Genomic DNA, 25,197 nt, shown 5'->3' with positions numbered 1-25,197 from the left:
GCTTACCGGCGCCGTGATTCCAGTGCGTTTTGCTGTCCGACCACGCGGACCAGCCGAATACCTTGCAGTTCCTGATTCGAGATATTGATGGCGTCCGATACCATCCGGGTACGTTCCGACCCTTGCGGCGTCTCATAGCTGGGGTAGTTCACACGGAACACAAATTCCAAAGTTCCGTTCTTCTGGTTTTCTTCCTTTTCAACAGGAACCAGACGCGCGTTGAATGCCCCCTGTCGGACAGCCGTGCCAGACGCATAGATGATCGCGCCGGTGGGAGTTGGGTCGATACGCAACTCGTCGATCTGACCAATTGGAATGCTGGTGTCTTCGGCATCGGGGCGGGAAAACAGGCCGGTTCCTCCGCCTTGCTTCGGAACCAGTGCGTCGGCGGCATTTGGGTCGGGCGGCGTTTCGGCTTCGACAGATCTGCTGGATCCGAACCAGTTTGAAGGGTTCACCCGAGAGTCACGCCAGCTGCTGCATGCAGTCAGGGTCAGCGTGGCGATGATGAGAACGGACAGAGATTTTTGCATGGACCCACAGACTTTCACACGAGTTCAGGCAATGGGTTAGCGCATATTCTTCGCGTTGAAAAGCCACCGCGGGGGCTGGACAGTGGCGGGTCACCGGCTTAGGTCACAATTGTGAATGCAACCAAAGGATCACCGCATCATGGCCACGCCCGCCTTTGAAGAGATTGTCGAGGATTTCGAGTTTCTCGAGGATTGGGAAGACCGGTATCGCCATGTCATCGAGCAGGGCAAGGCGATGGAGCCGCTGGACGATGCATTCAAGGTTCCGGCGACAAAAGTCCATGGATGCGCCAGCCAGGTCTGGCTGCATCCGATGATTGAATCCGGCGTCTTCAAATTCGATGGTGACAGCGATGCACTGATCGTGCGCGGCCTGATCGCTGTTCTTCGGTCCTTGTACAACGGTTTGCCCGTGGCCGAAGTTCCCAAGGTCGATGCGGGGGCGGAACTGGCACGCCTTGGGCTGAACGACCACCTGTCCGCTCAGCGCTCGAACGGCCTGCGGTCTATGATCGAACGCATCCGGCAGGTCGCACAGGAAAACGCCTGACCTCATCCTGGGCGGTTTGCCCAGTCCGACAGCGTGTTTTCCAGATCGCCGTAACCGGTGAACCGGCGTTCGAATTCCAGCCCCATCCGGTCTGCGCATTCGCGCGCGCGTTCCGTCAGCTCTGGGCTGTCGATCTGGGCCTGATAGACAAGTTTGGTGTAATTGCCGAAATACATGTCACGCAGTTCCGGGTGGCGGTCCAGGCCCAGTGGTTTCCAGACAAAGGCGTCGAATTGCCGGGCCAGGAAATCTGTCAGATAGAACGCGGTTGTTTCGTCTTCTCCGCGGTCCTGAAAGGCCTGATTTCCTTCGAAGAAGGAATAGCAATGGGGCCCCTTCACCATTTCGACCCCAAGTTTTTCGCAGGCGGCCTGAAGCAGACCCCCGGTGCCGCAATCGGCGTAAACGATGTAGATCTTGTCAAAATCGCTTTGATGCTTGGCCACGGCGTCTTCCACGGCCTGGATGATCCGTTCCGGGTGAACGTGCAGGATCGCCGGCAGGCAGGTCAAAGCCATGTGATCCCAGCCATTTCGTGTTTTGATGTCCAGTATTTCGCGCGCAAGAGCGCCACAGGCAATCAACAGGATGCTTCCCTTGCCTGTATCGTCATAGCCCTTCGAGGTCAGGCTTGCATCATCTGGCAGGGATTCGTTTGACATCGCTTGGCATCCTCCGGGGCTTTAGCCATAGGAGGATGATTGAGGCCGTTGGGCAAGCCCCGATCCGACATCTCATGTCAGGCCGCCGACGCATGCGCTTCAAACGCAGTCAGTAGGGGCCGGGACAGCGGGCCGTACGCGGCAACACCGTTCACCGACAGTTCCGGAAACAGCGACAGGATTTCTTGCCGTGCGGCAGACCCGAGACTGTCCCAGATATGCGCGCCGGGATGAAAGCTCTCGCTCAGGCAATCTTCGGCCCAGAGCAGCTCATGCCGGTCGAACAGCAAGTGGATGTAGGTCACCACGCCTCCGGGCCGCAGTATGATGTCGGACCCGCTCACGAGATGTTTGGCAGGCGCCAGGGCTTCGCAATGTCCGGTGTACAGCTCGAGACGCCAATGCCCAATCAGCATGCGGTGCTGTTGTGACACCAGAAGGTCGCGCGTGTTTCCGATGGCGCCCGCTTTGAAAAGAACAGGCGCATGCGGACCCGTTGCCTTGACGGTTCGCCGCCCCATCCAACGCAGGGGTTGCAGCCCATGATCATGGGTTTCAATCCGGTCGCCGACGGACAGGGTTTCAATCGGTCGCGCGCCTTGCTCGGTGCGGATCATCGTTCCGGGGGTAAAGCAGGGCACCAGATCCCAATCTTCACGGCGGGATGTCAGGCCTGAATACCGGTTTCCGGCAAGGCTGTTGAGCGTGATCGAGCGGACAGGGCCAGCCTCCAAGGCGGATTGGTCCGAATTGTCCGAGAATTCCGGCATCAGATAGGTGTTGCCATCCACATCCTGCGCCACAACTGCGGAAATCCTGGCAGTTGATCCGTCAAAATAGGTGATCGTGGCGTTGTAGACCGAAGTGCCATCGAATGTCTTAGGCGGCCCGCCATCGATCGAAAACCGATCATTGGCCGACATGTTGTTCATGTTGTAGTACGAACCCGTATTGCCGACCGCGCTCCAGGTGACGCTGTTGTGAGCCAGCGGATCGTCGGACCCGCCAAAGGCTTTCCCGACAAGCGCCGAAGCGTTTTCAGCTGTGTTGTTGCCTTCGAAACTGTCGATATCGGCAAGTTTGCCGAGCGAGATGGCTGTGAACGTAGTCGGCACGAGACCCCCCGGGGATGTGAATGCCTCGTTCTTTTAGACCTGCTTTGGTTTAGAATTGGATAATCCGGATTTTCCGGTGATAAGGCGCTTCAGAATCGAAAAGGCCGCCCGGATCGGACGGCCTTTCAATCAGTATTGTTCGGGTCTTAGCCAGCCAGTTGTTAGCCAGCCAGTTGATTGTGCTTGCGGCCCACGAATTCCTTGGCGGTTTCCACTGCAACAGCTGCGTCGCGGCAATAGGCATCCGCGCCGATGGCTTTGCCGAACTCTTCATTCAGGGGCGCGCCGCCGACCAGAACGATGTAATCGTCGCGGACGCCCTGTTCGACCATCGTGTCGATGACCACTTTCATGTAAGGCATCGTAGTGGTCAGCAGGGCCGACATGCCCAGAATGTCGGGTTGTTCGTTTTCCAGTGCTTCTAGGTAGTTTTCGACCGGGTTGTTGATGCCCAGATCGACAACTTCGAAGCCGGCGCCTTCCATCATCATCGAAACAAGGTTCTTGCCGATGTCGTGGATGTCACCCTTCACGGTGCCGATGACCATCTTGCCGACGCGCGGTGCACCGGTTTCGGCCAGCAGCGGCTTGAGAATGGACATGCCGCCTTTCATGGCGTTTGCGGCCAGCAGAACCTCGGGGACGAACAGGATGCCGTCGCGGAAGTCATGGCCTACGATGGTCATACCGCCAACCAGAGCCTTGGTCAGGATGTCATAAGGTGTCCATCCGCGTTCCAGCAGGATGTTGGTACCTTCTTCGATCTCTTCCTTCAGGCCATCGTAGAGATCGTCGAACATCTGCTCGACCAGTTCGTCGTCATTCAGTTCGGACAGGACGATGTCTTCTTCGTCGGACATGGGGTATTCCCTGTGCTGGGCGGGCCATCGACCCGTGGTGGCATTTTTTCCGTTTTGGCCAAAACGTCGCATCGTGACTGTGACGATTGCGACGTCGGTCGTTTCGGGACCGACCTATAAGCCAAAAAATGGGGGGGCTCGATAGAAAAGTCTGCAAGATTATCCTGCAGACTCTTCAACTAACTTCAATCCAACGAAGATTTGGCGGGGGTTGCGCCAAATCGGCGACAGGCCTATGTTTGCGCGAGAACAAAAGAAGAACATACTGACATGAACATCGCGCGGACGATCAAGGCAAGAGGAACAACGACGAACGAAGCTGGTCGGTTTGAACGCTTTGCCACCACGCCCGCCGAAGACGGGTGGGACATAGAGGAAGAATTGCCGCCGCTGCGTACCGAGACAAGCGAAGAGGTTGCGCGCAGCGCTATTACTTATAACCGATCCCCTGACTTGCCTTTCGATCGGTCGATCAACTCGTACCGGGGATGTGAACATGGCTGCGTTTACTGTTTTGCGCGGCCCAGCCACGCGTATCTTGGGCTATCGGCAGGATTGGATTTCGAAACCCGCCTGATCGCTCGACCCAACATGGGGCGTGTTCTGCGCAAGGAATTGTCCGCCAGATCCTACAAAGTCGCGCCGATTGCAATTGGTACGAACACGGACCCGTATCAGCCGATTGAGAAAAAGCACATGATTACAAAATCATGTCTTGAGGTTTTGAGTGAGTTCAACCACCCGGTCGCAATCGTCACCAAGGGTACCTTGATAGAGCGGGATCTGGAGTTGCTTGCCGACATGGCAGGCCGGGGGCTGGTGCGGGTTGGTATTTCGCTGACAACGTTGGATGCGGAATTGTCCCGCCGGATGGAACCACGGGCGCCGTCGCCTCTTCGGCGGTTGCGCGTGATCCGAACGCTGACGGAAGCGGGCGTTCCGGTGCGTGTCATGACGTCACCCATCGTGCCGGGGCTGACGGATCATGAACTGGAAAGCCTTCTGGAAGCCGGGAAAGAGGCTGGTGCGGATGCCGCAAGCTGGATCATGTTGCGCCTGCCGCGCGAAGTATCGCAGCTTTGGCAGGGCTGGCTTGCCGATCATGAGCCGTCGCGGGCGGAAAAGGTCATGTCCAAACTGCGGGAAATGCATGGAGGGCGGGACTACGATCCGCGTTGGGGGCACAGAATGCGGGGCGAGGGTGAGTATGCCGGGATTATCGCTCAAAGGTTCGTGAAGACCTGCAAACGTCTGGGGCTGTCCATAAAATCGGCCCCGTTGCGTTGCGACTTGTTTGCGGTGCCGCCGCAGCCCGGGGATCAGCTGAGCCTGTTCTGAGGTCTTGCGCCCCGGCTTGTCCGGTGCTGTCTTGCGCGGGAAAACACCGGGTCTTCGCGCTCTCATTGCTTCAGCCCAAACAAAAAGACCCCGGCAGTACCGGGGCCTTCGAAACAGATTGACGTGAGGCGCGTATCAGCGATTTTCGATATCCACGTAATCGCGCAGCGTTTCGCCTAGGTACAGCTGACGCGGGCGGCCGATTTTGTTTTGCGGATCGGCGATCATCTCTTTCCACTGGCTGACCCAGCCAACGGTGCGTGACAGGGCGAAGATCGGCGTGAACATCGAGGTCGGGAAACCCATCGCTTCGAGGATGATGCCCGAGTAGAAGTCGACATTCGGGAATAGCTTTTTATCGGCGAAGTACGGGTCTTCCAGTGCTTCGCGTTCCAGTTCCTTGGCAACCTGCAATTTCGGGTTGTCTTCAACGCCCAGCAGATCAAGAACTTCGTCAGCCGATTGCTTCATCACTTTGGCGCGCGGGTCGAAATTCTTGTAAACGCGGTGACCAAAGCCCATCAGGCGGAACGGATCGTTCTTGTCTTTGGCGCGGGCAATAAACTCGGGGATGCGATCAACGGTGCCGATCTCTTCCAGCATCTCCAAGCAGGCCTGATTTGCGCCACCATGTGCCGGACCCCAAAGGCAAGCGATGCCGGCGGCGATACAGGCAAACGGGTTTGCCCCCGAGGACGACGCCAGACGCACGGTCGATGTCGAGGCATTCTGTTCGTGATCCGCATGCAGCGTAAAGATGCGGTCCATGGCGCGGCTGAGGATCGGGTTGACCTCGTATTCCTCGGCAGGAACGCTGAAACACATGCGCAGGAAGTTCGAGGCATAGTCCAGATCGTTGCGCGGATACACGAAAGGCTGACCAGTGTGATACTTGTAGGCCCATGCAGCAATAGTCGGCATCTTGGCGATCAGACGATGCGATGCGATTTCACGCTGCTGCGGGTCCGAGATATCCGTTGAATCGTGATAGAAGGCCGACATCGCGCCGACAACGCCGACCATGATGGCCATCGGGTGCGCGTCGCGGCGGAAACCGCGATAGAAATACTGCATCTGCTCGTGCAGCATGGTGTGGCGTGTGATCGTGGTCTCGAATTTCTCAAGATCCTTTGCCGCCGGCAGTTCTCCGTACAGCAGAAGATAGCAGACTTCGAGAAAATGCGATTTCTCGGCCAGTTGGTCGATCGGATAACCCCGGTGCAGCAGTTCGCCTTTTTCGCCGTCGATATAGGTGATGGTGCTGTCGCAGCTTGCGGTCGAAGTGAACCCGGGATCGTAGGTGAAGACGCCGGCCTGACCATAAAGCTTGCGGATATCAATGACATCCGGACCAGCGGTCGGAGAATGAACAGGCAACTCATACTCTTTGCCGTGAACGGTCAGAGTGGCTGTTTTGTTGCTTTCAGTCATGGTTGTCCCTTCTTCATTCATGCGCACGCCAGAGTTACCTCCGGTGATACGGGCAATGACTGCGCGTGGACGCGCAGTCCGGGTGTTAGCGGAGCAGCGTTACCCCTTTATGAAGCTTGGGTTATTTCGCTGCTTCAGAAAGCCGCGCCAGGGTTTCTTCCCGTCCCAGCACAAGCATCATGTCAAAAACCGAAGGCGTAACGGCCCGACCCGCCAGGGCGGCCCTCAGCGGACCGGCCAGCTTGCCGAATTTGAGCTCCTTTGACTCGGCAAAGGAATTCAGTGCCTCCTCCAGTTCGTTCCGCGACCAGCTAACATTTTGCAGATGCGGCGTCAATTCCGTCAGTATACCATCGGATACAGTTGCCAGTGCCTTTGCCGCCTTTTCATCCGGAACGATCGGGCGGTTTGTCAGTGCAAAATGTGCCTTTTCAAGCAGTTCCGGGAAAGTGCGCGCCCGGTCCTTGAGGCAATACATCGCACGTTCCAGATCACTGGATTGTGCTTCGGTAAGGGGCGGAAGGTCTGCTGCGGCCAGATATGCTTCGATCTCTTGCCGCAGTGCAGCATCATCCGAGATTGCGATATGCTGTCCACACAGGTTTTCAAGCTTTTTCAGATCAAACCGTGCAGGGCTTTTGCCGATCCCGTCCAGATCGAACCAGTCCTTTGCCTGCGCGTCCGTGAAAAACTCATCGTCGCCATGACTCCAGCCCAGCCGGGCCAGGTAATTGCGCATCCCGGCTGCGGGATAGCCCATGGCCTGATATTCCTGCGCTCCAAGAGCACCATGGCGCTTGGACAGCTTCTTGCCGTCCGGCCCGTGAATCAGCGGGATATGCGCCCAGACCGGAACGTCCCAGCCCATGGCTTCGTAGATCATCATTTGTCGCGCGGCGTTGTTCAGGTGATCGTCGCCGCGGATGACATGGGTGACACCCATGTCGTGATCGTCGACAACGACTGCCAGCATGTAGACGGGTGTTCCGTCCGAGCGCAGAAGAATCATGTCGTCCAACTGGTCATTGCGGATGCTCACATCGCCCTGAACCTGATCGTGGATCACGGTCACCCCGTCCTGAGGCGCCTTGATGCGTATGGCAAAAGGTGCATCCGGATGTGTAGCAGGATCGGCGTCACGCCATGGGCTGCGGAACAGGGTTGATTTCCCTTCGCTGCGCGCCTGGTCCCGGAAAGCCGCGATTTCTTCCTGGGTCGAGAAACACTTGTAGGCCTTGCCCTCGGCCAGCAACTGATGCGCGACCTCGGCGTGACGGGCGGCCCCTTCGAACTGGCTGATCACGTCACCGTCGTGATCAAGGCCAAGCCAGGCCATGCCCTGAAGGATCGCGGCGGTCGCCTCGGGTGTCGAACGTTCGCGATCGGTGTCTTCGATCCGCAGCAGGAATTTGCCGCCCCGACCACGCGCATACAGCCAATTGAACAATGCAGTGCGCGCGCCACCGATATGCAGGAAACCGGTGGGCGAGGGGGCAAAACGAGTGACGACCTGTTCAGTCATGGTGAGGATTAACCTTTTGGTAACCGTATCTGGCATAGTTTGAAGCCTGTCTAACGAGCCCGAAGGACGGGGGCAACCATGCGTGTTCTTGCACGGGTCGAGGCCGCGCTGCTGCGCCAGACAGGCTACCTTTTCCCTTGGACGCCGGTTTTGCTGGCGACGGGGATTGGTCTTTATTTCGGCGTCCGCGTCGAGCCGGATTGGTCAGTCTATGCCGGTCTTGTCTGTCTTGGAATCGCTCTTGTCGCCTTGCGCCGCTGGCTGCCACCGGGGGTAGGAACGTTGGCAATCGGGGGGGCGCTGATCGCTGCCGGTTTCATTCTGGCAGGAGTTCGCGCCCATATGGTGGCAGAACCGGTACTGTCGTGGCGATATTATGGCCCTGTCGAGGGGAGGGTCGTCGCCATGGATCGGTCTGCCTCGGATGCGTTGCGGTTGACGCTTGATCAGGTACGCATAGGGGATGTACCTCAGGAGCGCAGGCCGCAGCGCATCCGTCTTTCCGTTCATGTTCCAACGGGCGCAATCCCACCGGGGCAGCGTATTATGACCACAGGTCATCTTTCGCCGCCGCAGGGCCCGGTCGAGCCCGGAGGTTTCGACTTTCGCCGACATGCCTGGTTTCAACGATTGGGCGCGGTCGGCTATACCCGCGTCCCGATCATGACCATCGCGCCAGCGACCGAGGGGATCGACGGCATTCGGGTCACTGCGATCCGCATGGCCATTTCGCAGCGGGTCAGGCAGATTCTGCCCGGTGAAATCGGTGGATTTGCCGCCGCCGTCACCACCGGAGATCGCAGCGGGATGGGGCAGGAGGCGCTATCATCCTTGCGGGCGTCCAATCTGGCCCATCTGCTGGCCATTTCCGGGCTTCATATGGGGCTTCTGACAGGCTTCGTATTCGTCGCGTGTCGGTTGGGGCTGTCGTTGTGCCCCCCCGTGGCGTTGCGACTTCCGGTTCGGAAGGTGGCTGCTGTTCTCGCGCTTTGTGCCGCAACCCTTTATCTCTTGTTGTCCGGGGGCAACGTTGCAACCGAACGGGCCTTTGTCATGGTCAGCGTCATGCTGGGGGCCGTATTGATCGACCGACGCGCGATTTCACTGCGCGCGGTTGCTGTTGCCGCCGTAATCGTGCTGGTTCTTCGGCCTGAGTCGCTGCTGAGCCCCGGATTTCAAATGTCCTTCGCCGCAACCACAGCCTTGGTCGCCGTCTTCGGAGCGTTGCGAGAGATGCGCCCGATGCCCGGCCCAAACTGGCTGAAGCCCGTCGCCGGCGTGGTGATGTCATCGGCAATTGCAGGCCTTGCAACAGCCCCCATAGGTGCAGCGCATTTCAATACGATGTCCCACTACGGTCTGCTGGCCAACCTGCTTTCCGTTCCTGTCATGGGTCTTTTTGTCGTGCCCTCCGCCGTCGTTGCGGCGCTTCTGGCCCCGTTTGGACTGGAGGCAATTGCCCTGACCGTCATGGGGTGGGCGTTGCATTGGATCCTTACGGTTTCGGACTGGGTGTCGCACCTTGATGGCGCGCAGGGTTTTGTCGTCAGCCCGCCTTGGTACATCCTGCCCCTGGTCGCATTCGGCGCCTTGTGGATGGCCTTGTGGCAGGGACAAGCACGATGGGCCGGAGCAGTGCCAGTTGTCCTGGCATTTCTGCTTTGGAACTCGGGGCACAGACCGGATGTCCTGATCGCTGAAAACGGCGGATTGGTGGGGGTTATGACCGACAAGGGGCGGGCCCTCAGCAAAAGCAAAGGCAGCGGGTTTGTCGCCGGTGTCTGGCTTGAAAATGACGGAGACGGCGTTGATCAGATCGAGGCGGCGCTCAGATGGCCGGACAGCGACATCGTGCAACGATACCCGCTGAAGGGTTTTGAGATCATCCATATCACCGGAAAACGGGCGGCGCGGGCGTTTGACGAATGTCAGGAAAACCAGATCATCATCTCTGCTGTTGCGCTTGCCCTGCACGGTTCGTGCGGGGTGTTCGATCCGGAACGGTTGTACGAAACCGGCAGCCTGTCGGTTTCGAACGGAAAGCTGACCTCGAGCGCGGACATGACAGGTCATCGGCTTTGGTCCCCGAAACCTGCCGGGGACCGTCATTCCAATCAGGCTCAATAGGTGCGGATCAGCCCGACCAACCGGCCCTGAACCTTGACCTTTTCTTCGGGCAGGACGCGCGTTTCATAAGCCGGGTTTGCAGCCTCAAGCGCGATTGCGTTGCCGCGGCGGAAGTACCGCTTGAGGGTCGCTTCCTGATCCTCGACCAAGGCAACCACGATGTCGCCGTTATCCGCAGCCGAGGTTTCCCGGATGACGACCACATCACCGTCATTGATGCCAGCGTCGATCATCGAGTCGCCGCGAACTTCCAATGCATAGTGCTGACCCTGTCCCGAAACCATGGGGCCGGGAACGGCCACGTGATGCGATACATGGCTGATTGCTTCGATGGGAACACCGGCTGCGATCCGGCCCATGACCGGCAGCTCGAGCGCGTCCACCGATACAGGCTCCACATTCGCAGGGCGGGGGCCCTTGGGCCGGTCGCCTTCGATCACACGTGGCGTAAAGCCGGCCGTCGGCTCGCCGCCAAGGCTTTCGGGCAATTTCACGATCTCAATGGCCCGAGCGCGATGGGCAAGGCGGCGGATAAACCCACGTTCTTCCAATGCGGTGATCAACCGGTGAATGCCGGATTTCGACCGCAGGTCGAGAGCAGCCTTCATTTCATCAAAACTGGGCGGAACACCGTCCGCCTGCACGCGTTTGTGGATGAATTCCAGCAAATCCAATTGCTTCTTGGTCAGCATCGCTCACACCTCGTCGCTCATGCGTTTTCTTTTGTTCTACGCATGTTCACGTTTTGTGTCAACGAATTTGAGGGCAGGTCAGATCGGCAGGTATTCGACCATTTCCCCGATGTCGCGCGCCGGATCGTGTGGGGCGCGGACCAATAGCGCGTTGGACTGAGCCAATACGCTGAGAAGGGAACTGTCCTGATCTGCGCAAGCTTCGATACCGGCATCCGTCACCACGGCGCGCATATAATGCTCGCGCGGCCCGTTCTCGGGCAAAGGACCACTCAGCCGGGCCGTGCGGAAGGGTGGCAGCACCTGTTCAAGCCCCAGCATCCGGCGCACCATCGGGGCCAGAAACAGATAGCCGCAGACCATGGCGCTGACCGGATTGCCCGGCAACCCGACCATCGCCGCGTTGCCGATACGACCGGCCATCAGGGGTTTTCCAGGGCGCATTCGGATCTTGTAGAAGGATTGCTTCATCCCCAACCCCTGCGCGACGTCCGACACGAGATCATAATTGCCAACCGACGCCCCGCCGATCGTCACGACCAGATCCGCCCCCTGCGCAAGACCAAAGGCCGTTTCAAGTGACGATACAGTGTCCCGTGCGATCGGAAGCACGCGCACCACAGCCCCCAATCCTTCGAGCATTGCCTTTAGGCCAAATGTGTTCGAGGCGATGATCTGATCCGGGCCGGGTTCTTCCCCGGGCATGACCAACTCATCACCAGTCGAGATGAGGGCGATCACGGGTTTGCGCGAAACCGGAACGCGAGGGATGTTCATCGCGGCCATCAAGGCCACATCTTCAGCGCGGATCAAACGCGGGGCCGATATGGACGTGCCAGCCTTGAAATCCACGCCAGCGGGTCGGATGTTCGTTTTGGCGCCGGGTGCGTCCGTGATCGTCAGAAGATCACCGCGGCGGTCCGTATCCTCTTGAATCACAACGAAATCCGCGCCGTCGGGCACAGGGGCGCCGGTATAGATGCGAACGGCCTGTCCGGGGCCTACAGCGCCCTCAAAACGACGCCCGGCGGCTGACTCGCCCACGACTTTGAACATGGCGTGCAGTTCGACCTCGTCAGATTTGATTGCATAGCCATCCATGGAAGAGGCGGCAAAAGGCGGCTGATCCCGCGTGGCCGTGACGTCCCGCGACAGAACGCGCCCTGCGGACTGGGCCAGTGGGACTTCTTCTGTCGGCAATGGCCCCACAAGATCGAACAACAGGGCGCGCGCGTCTTCGACAGTAATCATTTCGCCTCGTAACGCCCTGATTTACCGCCATCTTTGAGCAGAACGCGAATGCCGCCTATCTCCATCGCCTTATCGACGGCCTTGGTCATGTCGTATACGGTCAAGGCGGCTGTCGATACGGCGGTCAGCGCTTCCATCTCAACCCCGGTCTGGCCCGAGGTCTTGACGGTGGCCTGGATCCGAACACCCGGCAGGTCCGGGTCAAGAGTCAGTTCGACGGCCACTTTGGTCACCGGCAATGGATGGCACAGCGGAATGAGGCCCGGCGTCTTCTTTGCGCCCATGATGCCGGCCAAACGGGCAATGCCCAGAACATCGCCTTTCTTGGCGCGACCTTCGGAAATGATTTCAAAGGTTTCCGGCGCCATCCTGATGTGACCTTCGGCAACGGCGACGCGATCTGTCACCTCCTTGTCCGAGACATCGACCATATGTGCCTGACCTTGGGCATCGAAATGGGTCAGTGGCATCACATCACTCCGGGGATAAGCGGGTTTGACAGGATATGGCGCGTTGCCGCTTCAACATCGTCCTGCCGCATCAGGCTTTCTCCGATCAAGAAGCAGCGGGCCCCGTAGCGTGCAATGTCCTTCAGATCGTCTGGTGTACCCAGGCCGCTTTCGCACACGATGGTGCGATCGGCGGGCACCAGCTTGGACAGGCGGCGCGTCGTGTCGAGCGTTGTCTCGAATGTCTTCAGATTGCGGTTGTTGATACCGATCAGCGGGCTTTTCAGCTGTGCCGCGCGTTCAAGCTCTGCCTCGTCGTGTACTTCGATCAGAACATCCATTCCCCAATCGAATGCAGTGTCTTCCAGTTCAGCCGCCTGATCATCACTGACCGAGGCCATGATGATCAGAATGCAATCCGCCCCCAGGGCGCGTGCTTCGACCACCTGATACGGGTCGTACATGAAATCCTTGCGCAAGGCGGGCAGGGACGTCGCCTCGCGCGCCTGCGTCAGATACTCTTTCTTGCCCTGAAAGCTGGGGGTGTCGGTCAGGACGGACAAACATGTCGCGCCACCATCTTCATAAGCCTTTGCAAGAACGGGCGGGTCGAAATCCGGCCGGATCAGTCCTTTGGACGGGCTGGCTTTCTTGACCTCGGCGATCAGGCCATAGCCTTGCCGCGAGGCGTGTTGCAGCGCATTGGCAAAGCCACGGGGTTCCGAGGCGGACCGGGCCTCACTTTCCAGTGTTTCCAGGGATTTCTGCGCTTTGTCCGCCGCGACTTCTTCCAGTTTGTAGGCTTTGATTCTGTCCAGAACGGTTTCGGTCATGCGGCTTCCTGTGTCTTGGCGGCCAAGGCCGTGATTTTGTTTTTGGCATTGCCACTGTCGATGCTTTCAGCAGCCATGGCCACGCCTTCGCGCAGATCATTTGCCGCTTCGGCGACGACCAGAGCGGCGGCCGAATTCAGCAACACCGCGTCGCGATACGCGGACGGGGCACCATCCAGCAAAGCCCGAAACGCAACGGCGTTTTCCTCGGGCGAGCCACCGATGATGTCCTCGAACGGATGCACCGGAAGACCTGCGTCTTCGGGGTGCAGTTCGACCTCTTTCACAATCCCGTCTTCCAGAGCGGCGACCCAGCTGATGCCGGTGATTGTAAGCTCGTCGGTCCCGTCCGAACCATGCACCAACCAGGCCCGGTCCGAGCCCAGCAGGCCAAGCGTTTCGGCCATCGGACGGATCAGGTCGCGGCTGAAGGCACCGGTCAATTGCCGTTTGACGCCGGCAGGGTTGGTCAGTGGGCCGAGAATATTGAAGATCGTGCGTGTTCCCAGTTCTTGCCGGGACGGCATCACATGGGCGATGGCAGGGTGGTGCATAGGCGCCATCATGAAGCCGATACCAACGTCTTTCAGCGCATTTTCAACGACTTGCGGGCCAACCATGACGTTGATACCCATCTGGCTCAATGCGTCTGCCGCGCCGGATTTCGAGCTCAGGTTGCGATTGCCGTGTTTCGCGACCGTGACTCCGGCACCGGCCACGACAAAAGCGGTCGCGGTCGAGATGTTCAGGGTGCCTTTGCCGTCGCCGCCGGTGCCGACGATATCCATCGCCCCCTCGGGTGCGTTTACGGCATTGCATTTCGAACGCATCACGGCGGCTGCCGCGGCGTATTCATCCACCGTCTCACCGCGTGTCCGCATGGCCATCAGCAATCCGCCGATCTGGCTGGGCGTGGCTTCGCCATCGAACAGTATGGCAAAGGCTTTTTCGGCCTCGGCACGCGTCAAAGGACGATCGGCAGCGGCTCCGATCAGCGGTTTAAGCGCGTCGCTCATGCCGGGACTTTCAGTTCTTGCAGGAAGTTTTTGAGTAGGGCGTGACCGTGCTCGGATGCGATGGATTCCGGGTGGAACTGCACACCGTGGATCGGCAATTCCTTGTGCTGCAATCCCATGATCGTGCCGTCGTCCAGCTCGGCCGTGATCTCCAGGCAATCGGGCAGGGTCTCGCGCTCGACCACCAGCGAGTGGTAGCGCGTTGCCTCAAAGGGTGAGGGCAGACCGGCAAACAACCCCTTGCCGGTGTGCTTCACCGTGCCCATCTTGCCATGAACGATCTCGTGGCATCGAACCACCTTGCCGCCAAACACCTGGCCTATGGTCTGATGGCCCAGGCAAACCCCCAATAGCGGCGTTTTGGTTTCAGCGGCCGCTTTCGTCAGTGCCAGGCAAATCCCCGCCTGATCCGGGTCGCAGGGGCCGGGGCTCAGCAGAATGCCGGCAGGGTTCATGGCCATCGCTTCCTGCACATCCAGCGCATCATTTCGGCGAATGACCATTTCGGCACCAAGTTCGCCTAAATAATGTACCAAATTGTAGGTAAACGAGTCGTAGTTGTCGATCAGCAGCAGCATTTGGGCACTTATCTTCGCTTGGGCATTTCGGGCTGGCGATGCAGCCCCGGGCCACGGTATAATGTCCGCACATACATGCTCAGGCTTGAGCGGCAGCGTCAAGAGGACATACCGTTTCTGGCGCGTTCAATTGGCCGAGTGCCACACCAGATGGCGCAGAGCTGGACGAGGCAGAGGAAAGAGGCGAAAGGCAGGAAAATGGGCGGATTTTTCGGAGGAATGGTCGCGGGCGCGATCGTTGTTTTGATCTTGGGTGCGGTTGTGTCACTCAAGACGCCGATGGTGAATACCCCGGTTGTTGCAACCGAAGCACCGGCGCCGACGATTTCTGAAACTCCCGAGGCTCCGGCTGAAGTGGCGGACGCCGGATCTGACGCCGATCTGGTGGAACTTGCCCCGCGTGCGCCAGAAGCCGCCGATGACGAAGGCGAGGATCTGGCCGATCTGTCGGGGCTGGAAACGTCAATCGATTCCCAGCCGGTTGTCGGTGCGGCAACGGATGCGCTGAACCAACCGGAAGCGGCAGGTGCAAATGAAGTGTCATTCGTGATCGAAGCGCCCGCCGCCCTGCCGGAGCCAAGTCAGGTGCCCTCGATTCAGCCAGACGATGCGCTGCCTGCCGTAATTGATGAAACACCGGCCCCGCCGGCAGAGCCCGAGAACACCGAGGTGGCCGCGCTTGCGCCCGAGCCAGACCCTCTGCCACGGGCAGCGCCAGAGCCGGAGCCAGAGTCGACAGAGACCGAAGAACAGAACCCGTTTGAAAACAGCCCGATTGCCGTGGAAGGGGATGAAGACACCATGCCTCGGGAACTGCCGCGCATCGCTGCGCTGCCCCAGATCGGGGGTGAGCAGAAAGCAAGTGCCAGCTCGATCATCGGAAAACGCGTCGTTCCGCTGACGGAACGGGATGATGAGCCCGTCGTGGAACAGGCCTCGGCTGAACAGCCGAAATCGACCAAGCCGATCGAGCGTTTTGCGGCAAAGTTCGAAAACCCCGAATCCAAGCCGCTGATGTCCATTATTCTGATTGATGACGAGGGTGCATTCGGGTCCGAGGCGTTGCAGGACTTTCCCTATCCGATCAGCTTTGCCGTGAACCCATCGGATCCTGATGCGGCAGAAAAGATGGCCCGTCACCGCAAGGCCGGGTTCGAGGTGCTGGCCCTGGCGGATCTGCCCGAGGCCGCAAGCGCGCAGGACGCCGAGGTGTCGCTGTCGGTGTGGCTGGATACCCTGCCGGAAACGGTTGGTATTCTGGAAGGTGTGAACAGCGGGATTCAGGGCAATCGCAAACTGGCTGATCAGGTCGCCGCGATTGCTGCGGGAACCGGCCGGGGGCTGATTACGCAGGACAATGGGCTCAACACCGTGCAGAAACTGGCGGCGCGAAACGGAGTTCCGTCCAGTGTCGTTTTCCGCGATATCGACGGCGCACGGCAGGATCCCAAAATCATGCGCAGATTCCTGGATCAGGCCGCGTTCCGTGCGGGTCAGGAAGGGACAGTGGTCATGCTGGGACGCGTGCGTCCCGAGACGATTTCAGCCCTGTTGCTGTGGGGGCTGGAAGATCGGGGCAACCGCGTGGCAATGGCTCCGATTTCGGCCGTCATGATGAAACAGGTGCAGTAATCTTCGCAGAATGCAAAGAAAAGGGGCGGTGATCATCTGATCGGCCGCCCCTGTTTTTTTAGCCGTTTCCGTTGCCGGTAAACCGCGCGGCGTCAGCTGCCGCGCGCCGTATGGCGTTGGATTTATGAACAGTTTCCATAAACTCGGCTTCGGGGTCGCTGTCGTAAACAACACCACCACCGGCTTGGATATAGAGTTTCTGATCCTTCACGATGGCGGTGCGCAGGGCAATGCACATGTCCATGTCTCCGCCGGCGCTGAAATAGCCGACGCCGCCGCCGTAAACGCCGCGTTTTTCCGGCTCCAGCTCGTCTATGATCTCCATCGCGCGCACTTTTGGCGCGCCCGAAACCGTTCCTGCCGGCATACCCGCAAAAAAGGCATCCAACGCGTCTTTGTCTTCGGCCAGTTCGCCTACAACGTTTGATACGATGTGCATCACGTGGCTGTAGCGTTCGATGATGAACTCTTCGGTCGGACGCACGGTTCCGATCTTTGACACACGACCGGTATCGTTGCGACCCAGATCCAGCAGCATCAGATGCTCGGCCAGTTCTTTCTTGTCGGCCAGCAGGTCCAGCTCGTTCGCCTTGTCTTCTTCAGGCGTCGCGCCACGCGGGCGCGTGCCTGCGATGGGGCGAATGGTGACTTCATTGCCAAACACACGCACCAGGATTTCGGGGCTTGCCCCCACTACCTGAAAACCGCCGAAGTTGAAGTAGAACATGAAGGGTGACGGATTCGTGCGCCGCAAGGATCGGTAGAGAGCAAAAGGTGGCAGTGGAAAATCCTGCGTCCAGCGCTGTGCCGGGACAACCTGAAAGATGTCACCCGCGCGGATGTATTCCTTGGCCTTTTCAACCGCCTCCATATAGCCGGATTTGGTGAAGTTCGACACCGGCGGGGCAACCTCGCGTGCGTCGCCCAGATCGCGGGTTTCCGCGGGCATGGCACGTTCCAGGTCGCGGACCGCATCCATCACACGCTCAGCCGCCTGGGCATAGGCCGCCTTGGCCGATTGACCGTCGCTGGCCCAGACAGGTGAAACCACCGTCACCTCACCCTTGACACCATCCAGTACCGCGATGACAGACGGGCGCAGCATGATCGCATCGGGCAAACCCAGTGGATCAGGGTTCACATCCGGAAGGTGTTCCACCAGCCGAACCATGTCATAACCCAGATACCCGAACAGCCCGGCAGCGGCCTGTGGTAGGTCATCGGGCAATTCCATGCGGCTTTCGGCAAGAAGCGCCCGCAGATTGTCCATCGGGTTGCCATCTTGGGGCGAGAACGCCTCGGCATCGAAACGGGCCGAACGGTTCAGTTCCGAGGTTTCCCCATGACAGCGCCAAACCAGATCAGGTTTCATGCCAATGATCGAATAGCGGCCACGAACCTCACCGCCTGTCACCGATTCCAGCATGAACGCATCTTTCTGCGCGCCCGTCAGCTTGAGCATCAGTGAAACAGGTGTGTCCAGATCGGCGGCCAGACGCGTATATACAACCTGGTTTTCGCCCGCATCATAGGCGCGCGCGAAGGTTTCGAAATCGGGTGTCAGGGCCATATCGGTCTCGTTTAAAAGCTCGCCTGCACGGCGTTCAGCGCCTGTTGATCCACCACGGGGCGCGCCCGAGTCTGGGCATCACGTACGTAGGCGTTAAAGATATTCTGTGCCAAAGCCTGATCCATCTGCGAGCTCAGGGCATCACGCAACTGACGCAGTTCATCCGTATCCGCCGGCGGCAGGGTTTCATCCAGACGCACTATCCAAGCCGCACCATTGCCCGAAACAACGCGCAGCTCGCCCGGTTCCATCGCGAAAACTTCGTTCATGAAATTGGCCGGAACGTCATTCAGAAACGCGGTGCGGGTCAGGGCGTTTTCGACGCGGAAGGGCAGGCCAGTCGCTGCGAAATCACCGTCAGGTGCCAGTTGGTTCAGAATGGCATCCGCCTTTTCGCGCAGGGCTTTGTTGATCTCGGCCTGTTGCCAGGCCTCGGCGACACGGTCGCGCGCGCTCTCCAGCGGTTCCGGGCGACGCGGCAGAACCTCGTCCAGGCGCAGGGCAAAAATTGACCCGTCTTCGAGGAAGGCGATTTCAGGGAAATCCCCTTCCTGAACGGCTTCTGCGGCCGCTCGGAACCCGTCATAGGCCGCAACGCCTTCGTCGCTGTCACGGGTCCAGTCGATCTGACCCAGTTCCATTTCGGTTTCTTCCGCCAGTTCTTCCAGCGTGGCACCGCCAGCCAGCATATCGTTGATATCCTCGGATTGCGCCTCGATCAGACGGCGGGCGCGTTCAGTCGCCAACTCTTCGCGAAGTGCCGGCTCGGCCTCTTCAAATGGAACGTTGTTCGCCGCCAGTGATCCGTTGACGCGGAACAGCGCCGAACCGAACACCGAAGGCAACGGGCCCACGACAGCGTCAAGCTCGGCCGCAAAAACGGCGTCCGCAGCTTCGCCCAGATCCTCACGCGTCACGTCGCCCAGATCAATGTCGTTCAGTTCCAGATCGCGATCCCGAACCAACTGTTCGAAAGTTGTGCCGCCAACCTCAAGCTGCGCCAAAGCGTCCTTGGCGGCCTGTTCGCTTGGAAAGTTCAGACGTTCGACCAAACGGCGTTCGGGCTGGTTGTATTCGTCGTTTCGTTCTTCATAAAGCTTGCGCAGCGCGTCGTCGTCGATTTCGACCGTGTCCACCAACATTGCAGGCGACAGAATCGCATAAGTCAGCTGCTTGGTGCGGGGCAGCATGAACTGGTCGCCATTGTCATCATAGAATGCCTGGATCTGTGCGTCCGTCGGATCGGCCACAGGTGACTCCAGCGCTTCCGTTCCAACAGTTGCAACCGTAAAGCTGCGCCGCGCGCCGATATAATCGATCATCGTGTCCGTCAGCGTTGCCGGCATTTTCACGCCGCCCATGATTGCGCCCTGCACGATGGTTCTGGCGGATTCCTTGCGCAGATCGGATTCGAATTCGGAATCGGTCATGCCGACCTGTTCCAGCTGAAAGCGATAGGATTCACGGTCAAAAGTTCCGTTGACACCCTGAAACGCCGGAATCGAGATGATCTCTTGCTGAAGATTCTCATCGCCGATGGAAATCCCAAGCTGACCGACCTCGTTGTCCAGCGCAGCCAAAGCGGTCAGACGGGCAAGGGCGTTTCGGTCCAGACCCAGGTCGCGGGCTTGCGACATCTGCAAAGGCTGCCCGGATTGTGCCTCCACCGCTCGGATCTCGCGCTGCAATTCGCGCACGTAGTCGTCGACCGAGATGCTTTCGTCGCCGACTGTCGCAATTGTGCGGATCGTACCGCTGAGGTTGACCGCGCCAAATCCCGCAAGGCCCAGCATCAGCAGGCCCATCAGAATCCAGACAAAGGTTTTCGAAAGACTTTTAGCGCCTGCGGCCATGATGCCCTCTTGTTTTTTCGGCAGAGTTCTGCCCTGTCGGTTGCGGCCCTGAATACGACGCACACCGCCGAGGGGCAAGCTTAGAAGGACAGGTCCTGCAACCGGTCGAACAATTGGCCCAGCCCGGCCCGATCCAGATTGGCAAAAGCAATGCGCACCTGCCGTTTTCCAGCCGGGTCATGATCCGGCATGAACATGGTGCCGGGCAACAGCAGCACGCCAACTTCCTGGACCAGACGGCGCGCAAGCTCGTCTGAGGGCATATCGAACGGATGTTCGAGATAGGCAAAATAGGCGCCAAGTCCCAAAAGCCGCCACCCCCGTGCTTCAAGCGCCGGCATCCCTTCTGCAATGGCTGCGCGGCGGTCAAGAATTTCGTCACGCTCGCCGGCCAGCCATTGCGACAGGTTTTGCATACCCCACAACGCTGCGAACTGGCCGATCTGGCCGGGGCAAATGGCGACCGTATCCAGAAATTTCTCGACCTCGGCCAACAACGCCTGGCTTGTTGCGATGGCACCCACCCTGTGGCCCGTCAGACGATAAGCTTTGGAGAAAGAGTATAGGTGGACAAGCGTTTCGTCCCACCCGGGTTTCTGAAACAGATCATGCGGGGGGCCGCTGCGGCTGTCGAAATCGCGATAGGTTTCATCGACGATCAGGCGAATTCCGGTTTCACGGGCCAGGTTGTAGAAGGCTTTGACAAGTTCGGCAGGGTATTCGACGCCGCCCGGATTGTTGGGCGTGACCAGCGCAATGGCGCGTGTCTTGTCGGTAATCATTCCGCGGGCACGCTCTGGATCGGGCAAAAGATCATCGCCGGTCGGCAGGTCCACAGCCTGTACTCCGGCCATATCCAGCCACATTTTGTGGTTGAAATACCATGGGGTTGGCAGAATGACCTCATCCGCTTCGCCGGTGATCGCCGATATCACGGCCGAAAACGCCTGATTGCAGCCCGAGGTGATGGCGATCCGAGGTGCGTCTACCTGCGCCGCATAGTGAGAACTGATCTGCGCCGCCAGTTCGGTGCGCAGATCGTCATTGCCCAATACCGGGCCGTAAAGATGCGCGCTGTCTTCGCGCACAGCAAACTCGGCCATAGCCTGCCGCAAGGCCAGCGGCGGCGGATCGACCGGGGCCGCCTGGCTTACGTTGATCAACGGGCGGTCGGATGGGAAGGCAACGCCCTCGACCCATCGGCGCGCCTCCATCACCGGAGGTGCGAATGTTGCGGCGGTGCGGCTGAGCGTCATGTGCGGTCTACTGTTCAGAAATCAATCGGTGCCGCGATACGGCTCGACATATTGAAGGGCCATATCCCATGGGAAGAAGATCCATGTGTCCTGGCTGACTTCGGTGATGAAGGTATCCACCATCGGGCGGCCCTTTGGTTTGGCGTAAACCGTCGCGAAATGCGCGTTTGGGTACATGTCCCGAACCAGTTCCAATGTCTTTCCGCTGTCGACCAGGTCGTCGATGATCAGAATACCGGTTCCGTCACCCATCAGGTCGGCGTCCGGAGATTTCAACACCTCTGCTTCACCCTGTTCCTGGTGGTGGTATGAACGCACGCTGATCGTATCGACCGTGCGTATATCCAGTTCTCGGCTGACGATCATCGCAGGCGCCATGCCGCCGCGCGTGATCGCGACAACACCCCGCCAATTGCCATCATCGGGACCTTGCCCGTCGAGACGCCAGGCCAGTGCACGCGAATCGCGATGAATCTGGTCCCAGCTGATATGAAAGCCTTTTTCGTGGGGCAAGCGGTCCTTGGCGCTCATGTTCTTAACCTTTTTCAACGTCCGGGGCGTCAACGGCCTTCATGCCGACAATGTGATACCCCGAATCCACATGAAGATTCTCACCTGTGACACCGCTGGACAGATCCGACAACAGGTACAGCGCCGAGTTGCCGACGTCATCGATCGTCACGTTGCGGCGCAGGGGCGAGTTATATTCGTTCCACTTCATGATATAGCGGAAATCGCCGATGCCGCTGGCGGCCAGCGTCTTGATCGGGCCGGCCGAGATCGAGTTTACGCGGATGCCATCCTTGCCCAGATCCTCGGCCAGGTATTTGACCGACGCCTCCAGCGCGGCCTTGGCGACGCCCATGACATTATAATGCGGCATGACCTGCTCGGCGCCGTAGTAGGTCAGGGTCACAGCGCTGCCGCCCTCGGACATCATCTTTTCAGCACGCTGCATCACGGCTGTGAAGGAATATACCGAAACATCCATCGTCAGTTTGAAATTCGCGCGGCTGGTGTCGACATAGCGACCGCGCAGCTCGTTCTTGTCGGAAAAGCCGATGGCGTGGACGATGAAGTCCAGCTTGCCCCATTTTTCTTCCAGCGCTGCAAAGAGCGCGTCGATGGATGCTTCGTCACTGACGTCGCAGGGCAGAACAATTTCGCTGCCCAATTGCGCCGCCAGCGGGTCGACGCGCTTTTTCAAAGCCTCGCCCTGATAGGAAAAGGCCAGCTCGGCCCCGGCATTCGACAAGGCGCGGGCGATTCCCCATGCGATTGATTTGTCATTGGCCAGTCCCATGATGAGGCCGCGTTTGCCGGCCATCAACTGATTTGACATGTTCGGTTCTCCGCCTGTCTTCGCGTTATGTTGAGTTGGTTTATGCCATTGGTTGCGTTGCATCAAGGCCGTGCGCTCTTGCCCGCAGCGGGTTCTCGCCTTAGGTTCGTCGTTAATACTTTCCAGGGGATGGAAATGACCGAGCGTGATGGCATCTTTGCTGGCTCCGATCCGTTTGAAATAGCGGCCCGGTGGCTTGCCGAGGCTGAAGAAACCGAATTGAACGACCCGAATGCGATTGCGCTAGCAACCGTTGATCCGGATGGCTTGCCAAATGCACGCATGGTGTTGCTCAAGGAAATCGAAGCGGACTCGTTTGTTTTTTATACGAACTACGAAAGCGCCAAGGCCAAGGAACTGGATACCGCAGGAAAAGCTGCATTTGTGATGCATTGGAAATCTTTGCGGCGTCAACTTCGTGTTCGTGGTACAATACGTCGTGAAAATGGGCCCCAGGCAGATGAGTATTATGCATCAAGGTCATTGAAAAGCCGACTGGGCGCGTGGGCTTCAAAGCAGTCGCAACCGCTTTCAAGCCGGGCAGCTTTGATGGCAGAGGTCGCGAAAGTGACGGCGAAACTTGGGCCAAATCCACCGCGTCCGCCGTTTTGGGGCGGGTACAGATTGACGCCCACCGAGATTGAGTTCTGGGCCGATGGAGCATTCCGCTTGCATGACCGGTTCAGATGGCAACGAATTGAGCCGGGATCGGCATGGCATGTTGAAAGGTTGAATCCATGACGTTCACGTGTCGTGAAATGCAACAGGCAGAAAATAAACGATTTTTTCAGCTTGAATTTGCCTGCCATTCCCATAAACAACAAACCCTTAACGAACTGTTGAAATTCGCGATGGGAAAACCGTGCCAGAAGACCTGAACAACATGTACCGCGTCCGTGGACACGTAAAATGGTTCGACCCTGCCAAGGGTTATGGCTTTGTTGTATCCGAAGAGGGCGGCCCGGATATTCTGTTGCACGTGAATGTTCTGCGCAATTACGGCCAGAGTTCGGTTGCGGATGGCGCCAGCATTGAAATCATGACTCACCGCACGGACCGAGGGGTTCAAGCGGTCGAGGTCGTTGCGATTGATCCGCCGGCGCGGACCGACTCGATGATGCTTGCCGATTTCGCCGAGCTGGATCCGGAGGCTATCGCAAAGGCGCCGCTGGAAGCCGCACGGGTGAAATGGTTCGACAAAGGCAAGGGTTTCGGATTTGCCAATGTCTTTGGGCGAAATGAAGACGTATTCCTTCATATTGAGGTGTTGCGCCGGTCGGGTCTTGCTGATCTGCAACCAGGTGAAGCACTGGCCATGAGGGTGATCGACGGCAAGCGTGGTCGGATGGCCGCGCAGGTTCTGGCCTGGGAAGCGGCTTTGGATAGCTGAACCGGATGAAACGGCTTCGGATACTCTTGACCATATTCGTAACGTTGTGGGCAGGAGTTGCCGCTGCTGCTTGCAGATCGGATCGTGTCACACTCAGAAATGACAGTGCGACCGTGCAATTTAACGTGGAAGTCGCCGTCACTCCGCAAGAGCGATCCCGCGGTTTGATGTTTCGCGAATCGTTGCCGGCTCGATCCGGTATGCTGTTCGTCTTTGATCCGCCGCAACCCGTTGCTTTCTGGATGAAGAACACACTGATCCCGCTCGATATGGTTTTTCTGGATCGCACCGGTTTGGTGACGCGTGTGCATGAAGGCGCGATTCCGGGTGATCTTACGCCGATTGAAGGGGGCGATTCCGTATTTGCGGTGCTGGAAATCAATGCAGGATTGTCCGCGCGCTACTCCATCAGGCCCGGGACACAGATGAAGCACGAAATTTTTTCGCAAGGACCTGCAATTTGGCCCTGTTAGGGCTTTTCAAATCAGATCGGCGTCGTTAGGAAGGCGCACGGTCCGGGGCGTGGCGCAGTCTGGTAGCGCACCTGTTTTGGGTACAGGGGGTCGTAGGTTCGAATCCTGCCGCCCCGACCACTTCCATCAAGCTAATTCGGCGAGCCACCCATTGTCTGGTAGAGCTCGCCGATGGCTTGATTCAAAACCTTACTTTCAACCGGAACTTCAACTGCCGCACCGGTTTTTTGCGGGACGTGGAAGAAAACATGCGCGTCCACGCGATACCCTGCGTTTGTTTTTGTTGACGTAAGACGCATGACGCTTTGGGGCAGTTCCTGCGGATGGCCGTCATAGTTCAGAATCAGAAAAGCTGTCGCCTTCGGGGGCAGGAACTCACTGCATTCAAAAACTTGGTTCGCGGTTTTTTTGAAAGACTCGCCAGGGCCCGAGCAACTGGTTTCAAACGTATCGAACAGGCGTTTCGGGAAGGATTCAAACTGTGCGCTGCGTGACGGGATGGGCACATCTTGTGGTGCGCATGCAACGATGCAGGCCATGGCCGGGAAAAAATGAAACAACTTCATTCGTTTGAACTCCCTCGCTCTTGGGTAAACCGTTCGGCACATGGCGCAGGTCTGTTTGCCCGGACGGTATTGATTCCCTTTCAAGGTAACCAGCATGCCATTGGTTGATCAAATCCAGATAACTATGCTGGTAAAAACGGGAATTCATTTTGAGAGCG

The 25,197-nt window shown here is 58.6% G+C and carries 25 protein-coding genes and 1 tRNA gene; 8 read left to right on the top strand and 18 right to left on the bottom strand.

Annotated features, from left to right (window positions below):
- Positions 1 to 2 precede the first annotated feature (2 nt).
- Positions 3 to 533 carry a hypothetical protein gene (locus GS620_RS03725; RefSeq protein WP_171204833.1) on the bottom strand — a complete coding sequence of 177 codons (531 nt, stop codon included), beginning with the start codon at positions 531 to 533 and terminating at the stop codon, positions 3 to 5.
- 139 nt (positions 534 to 672) lie between these two features.
- Here GS620_RS03725 and GS620_RS03720 point away from each other — a divergent pair, with 139 nt between their 5' ends.
- Entirely contained in the window at positions 673 to 1,083 is a 411-nt protein-coding gene (locus GS620_RS03720; RefSeq protein ID WP_117868838.1) for a SufE family protein, read from the top strand.
- 2 nt (positions 1,084 to 1,085) lie between these two features.
- Here GS620_RS03720 and GS620_RS03715 read toward each other — a convergent pair whose 3' ends face one another.
- The 3 genes from GS620_RS03715 to GS620_RS03705 form a co-directional block, all read right to left on the bottom strand.
- Positions 1,086 to 1,745, bottom strand: a complete 660-nt coding sequence (locus tag GS620_RS03715; protein WP_171614117.1) for a DUF1638 domain-containing protein — start codon at positions 1,743 to 1,745, stop codon at positions 1,086 to 1,088.
- 77 nt (positions 1,746 to 1,822) lie between these two features.
- Positions 1,823 to 2,860 (bottom strand): Hint domain-containing protein, encoded by a 1,038-nt coding sequence (locus GS620_RS21915; RefSeq protein ID WP_171614115.1) that lies wholly within the window; start codon positions 2,858 to 2,860, stop codon positions 1,823 to 1,825.
- A gap of 161 nt (positions 2,861 to 3,021) precedes the next feature.
- Positions 3,022 to 3,720: a B12-binding domain-containing protein gene (locus GS620_RS03705; RefSeq protein WP_152458104.1), complete on the bottom strand. Its 699-nt coding sequence runs from the start codon at positions 3,718 to 3,720 to the stop codon at positions 3,022 to 3,024.
- 270 nt (positions 3,721 to 3,990) lie between these two features.
- On the opposite strand from GS620_RS03705, the gene GS620_RS03700 reads away from it, so the two are divergent.
- Positions 3,991 to 5,058, top strand: a complete 1,068-nt coding sequence (locus GS620_RS03700; protein WP_171614113.1) for a PA0069 family radical SAM protein — start codon at positions 3,991 to 3,993, stop codon at positions 5,056 to 5,058.
- A gap of 135 nt (positions 5,059 to 5,193) precedes the next feature.
- Here GS620_RS03700 and gltA read toward each other — a convergent pair whose 3' ends face one another.
- Both gltA and gltX read right to left on the bottom strand, forming a co-directional pair.
- Entirely contained in the window at positions 5,194 to 6,489 is a 1,296-nt protein-coding gene (gltA, locus tag GS620_RS03695) for a citrate synthase (RefSeq protein WP_171115733.1), read from the bottom strand.
- Positions 6,490 to 6,610: 121 nt separating this feature from the next.
- Complete coding sequence (gene gltX, locus GS620_RS03690) at positions 6,611 to 8,011, bottom strand: glutamate--tRNA ligase (protein ID WP_171614111.1); 1,401 nt, start codon at positions 8,009 to 8,011, stop codon at positions 6,611 to 6,613.
- 78 nt (positions 8,012 to 8,089) lie between these two features.
- Here gltX and GS620_RS03685 point away from each other — a divergent pair, with 78 nt between their 5' ends.
- A complete protein-coding gene (locus tag GS620_RS03685; RefSeq protein WP_171614109.1) occupies positions 8,090 to 10,138 on the top strand; it encodes a ComEC/Rec2 family competence protein in 2,049 nt (682 codons plus the stop codon).
- On the opposite strand, the gene lexA is transcribed toward GS620_RS03685, so the two are convergent.
- The 6 genes from lexA to GS620_RS03655 form a co-directional block, all read right to left on the bottom strand.
- Positions 10,132 to 10,830 carry a transcriptional repressor LexA gene (gene lexA / locus GS620_RS03680; protein ID WP_171614107.1) on the bottom strand — a complete coding sequence of 233 codons (699 nt, stop codon included), beginning with the start codon at positions 10,828 to 10,830 and terminating at the stop codon, positions 10,132 to 10,134. The two genes, GS620_RS03685 and lexA, sit on opposite strands and share 7 nt — an antisense overlap.
- A gap of 78 nt (positions 10,831 to 10,908) precedes the next feature.
- The gene (glp, locus tag GS620_RS03675; RefSeq protein ID WP_171614105.1) at positions 10,909 to 12,081 is read right to left on the bottom strand and encodes a gephyrin-like molybdotransferase Glp; all 1,173 of its coding nucleotides are present in this window, start codon (positions 12,079 to 12,081) and stop codon (positions 10,909 to 10,911) included.
- A complete protein-coding gene (gene moaC / locus GS620_RS03670) occupies positions 12,078 to 12,551 on the bottom strand; it encodes a cyclic pyranopterin monophosphate synthase MoaC (protein WP_171614103.1) in 474 nt (157 codons plus the stop codon). Before moaC ends, glp begins: the two co-directional genes overlap by 4 nt.
- Positions 12,551 to 13,363, bottom strand: coding sequence for an indole-3-glycerol phosphate synthase TrpC (trpC, locus tag GS620_RS03665; RefSeq protein ID WP_152458096.1), 813 nt, complete (start codon positions 13,361 to 13,363; stop codon positions 12,551 to 12,553). The genes moaC and trpC overlap by 1 nt, the downstream gene beginning before the upstream one ends.
- Positions 13,360 to 14,379 carry an anthranilate phosphoribosyltransferase gene (gene trpD / locus GS620_RS03660; protein ID WP_171115744.1) on the bottom strand — a complete coding sequence of 340 codons (1,020 nt, stop codon included), beginning with the start codon at positions 14,377 to 14,379 and terminating at the stop codon, positions 13,360 to 13,362. The genes trpC and trpD overlap by 4 nt, the downstream gene beginning before the upstream one ends.
- Complete coding sequence (locus GS620_RS03655; protein WP_171115746.1) at positions 14,376 to 14,957, bottom strand: aminodeoxychorismate/anthranilate synthase component II; 582 nt, start codon at positions 14,955 to 14,957, stop codon at positions 14,376 to 14,378. Before GS620_RS03655 ends, trpD begins: the two co-directional genes overlap by 4 nt.
- 198 nt (positions 14,958 to 15,155) lie before the next feature.
- Here GS620_RS03655 and GS620_RS03650 point away from each other — a divergent pair, with 198 nt between their 5' ends.
- Positions 15,156 to 16,589 carry a divergent polysaccharide deacetylase family protein gene (locus GS620_RS03650; protein ID WP_171614101.1) on the top strand — a complete coding sequence of 478 codons (1,434 nt, stop codon included), beginning with the start codon at positions 15,156 to 15,158 and terminating at the stop codon, positions 16,587 to 16,589.
- 58 nt (positions 16,590 to 16,647) lie between these two features.
- Here GS620_RS03650 and trpE read toward each other — a convergent pair whose 3' ends face one another.
- The 5 genes from trpE to fabI form a co-directional block, all read right to left on the bottom strand.
- Positions 16,648 to 18,159 (bottom strand): anthranilate synthase component I, encoded by a 1,512-nt coding sequence (trpE, locus tag GS620_RS03645; protein WP_171204822.1) that lies wholly within the window; start codon positions 18,157 to 18,159, stop codon positions 16,648 to 16,650.
- A gap of 11 nt (positions 18,160 to 18,170) precedes the next feature.
- Positions 18,171 to 20,012, bottom strand: a complete 1,842-nt coding sequence (locus GS620_RS03640; RefSeq protein ID WP_171614099.1) for a peptidylprolyl isomerase — start codon at positions 20,010 to 20,012, stop codon at positions 18,171 to 18,173.
- A gap of 80 nt (positions 20,013 to 20,092) precedes the next feature.
- Positions 20,093 to 21,268 (bottom strand): aminotransferase, encoded by a 1,176-nt coding sequence (locus GS620_RS03635; RefSeq protein WP_171614097.1) that lies wholly within the window; start codon positions 21,266 to 21,268, stop codon positions 20,093 to 20,095.
- Positions 21,269 to 21,289: 21 nt separating this feature from the next.
- On the bottom strand, positions 21,290 to 21,799 hold the full coding sequence (gene gpt / locus GS620_RS03630; protein ID WP_152458089.1) for a xanthine phosphoribosyltransferase: 510 nt from the start codon (positions 21,797 to 21,799) through the stop codon (positions 21,290 to 21,292).
- 4 nt (positions 21,800 to 21,803) lie between these two features.
- Entirely contained in the window at positions 21,804 to 22,610 is an 807-nt protein-coding gene (fabI, locus tag GS620_RS03625) for an enoyl-ACP reductase FabI (protein WP_171167969.1), read from the bottom strand.
- 135 nt (positions 22,611 to 22,745) lie between these two features.
- Between fabI and pdxH the strand changes: the two genes are divergently transcribed.
- The 4 genes from pdxH (at position 22,746) to GS620_RS03605 (ending at position 24,593) form a co-directional block, all read left to right on the top strand.
- Complete coding sequence (pdxH, locus tag GS620_RS03620; RefSeq protein WP_171116534.1) at positions 22,746 to 23,351, top strand: pyridoxamine 5'-phosphate oxidase; 606 nt, start codon at positions 22,746 to 22,748, stop codon at positions 23,349 to 23,351.
- Positions 23,352 to 23,493: 142 nt separating this feature from the next.
- Positions 23,494 to 24,000, top strand: a complete 507-nt coding sequence (locus GS620_RS03615) for a cold-shock protein (RefSeq protein WP_174829352.1) — start codon at positions 23,494 to 23,496, stop codon at positions 23,998 to 24,000.
- Between the two features lie 5 nt (positions 24,001 to 24,005).
- A complete protein-coding gene (locus GS620_RS03610) occupies positions 24,006 to 24,473 on the top strand; it encodes a DUF192 domain-containing protein (RefSeq protein ID WP_171328270.1) in 468 nt (155 codons plus the stop codon).
- A 43-nt stretch (positions 24,474 to 24,516) separates the two neighbouring features.
- A tRNA-Pro gene (locus GS620_RS03605) sits at positions 24,517 to 24,593 on the top strand.
- An 11-nt stretch (positions 24,594 to 24,604) separates the two neighbouring features.
- Here GS620_RS03605 and GS620_RS03600 read toward each other — a convergent pair.
- On the bottom strand, positions 24,605 to 25,135 hold the full coding sequence (locus tag GS620_RS03600) for a hypothetical protein (RefSeq protein ID WP_253283781.1): 531 nt from the start codon (positions 25,133 to 25,135) through the stop codon (positions 24,605 to 24,607).
- Between the last annotated feature and the right edge of the window lie 62 nt (positions 25,136 to 25,197).

This window comes from Ruegeria sp. HKCCD6428 (assembly GCF_013110595.1).
Classification (GTDB): domain Bacteria; phylum Pseudomonadota; class Alphaproteobacteria; order Rhodobacterales; family Rhodobacteraceae; genus Ruegeria.
Note: the sequence above shows the minus strand (reverse complement) of the source record. Positions and strands in the feature narration are given on the sequence as shown.